Origin of the sequence: Rhizobium sp. 18055, from assembly GCF_902706285.1 — a bacterium.
In the GTDB taxonomy this organism is placed as follows: Bacteria; Pseudomonadota; Alphaproteobacteria; order Rhizobiales; family Rhizobiaceae; genus Rhizobium.
Window position 1 is genome coordinate 1 of sequence record NZ_CACSKD010000377.1, and the last position, 415, is coordinate 415.

Annotated in this window: 1 protein-coding gene; it reads right to left on the reverse strand. The window is 64.8% G+C overall.

The window, feature by feature from the left end; all coding sequences use genetic code 11:
* The coding region (locus tag GVL52_RS29590) for an adenosylhomocysteinase (RefSeq protein WP_200848038.1) at positions 1-353 on the reverse strand (353 nt) is incomplete at its 3' end.
* Positions 354-415 lie beyond the last annotated feature (62 nt).

The following is a 415-nucleotide window of genomic DNA, read 5'->3' on the forward strand; positions in this document are numbered from 1 at the left end:
GTGTAGTCCCAGTAGTCTTCCAGCGATTCGCCCTTGACGGCGAACACCGGCGTGCCGCCCGCGGCGATGGCGGCGGCGGCATGGTCCTGCGTGGAGAAGATGTTGCAGGAGGCCCAGCGCACGTCGGCGCCCAGTTCCTTCAGCGTCTCGATCAGCACGGCCGTCTGGATGGTCATGTGCAGCGAGCCGGTGATGCGCGCGCCCTTCAGGGGCTGCGCGGCCGCGAATTCCTCGCGGATGGCCATCAGGCCGGGCATTTCGGTCTCGGCGATCTTGATTTCCTTGCGGCCCCAGTCGGCCAGGGAAATGTCGGCGATGGCCAGATCGGCCGGGGTCTTGAGAACTGCGCTCATGGTTTTCTCCGTGAAGGGAAGCAAAAACCACGCGTTCGAGGGGAATGCATCACTCACCGCAC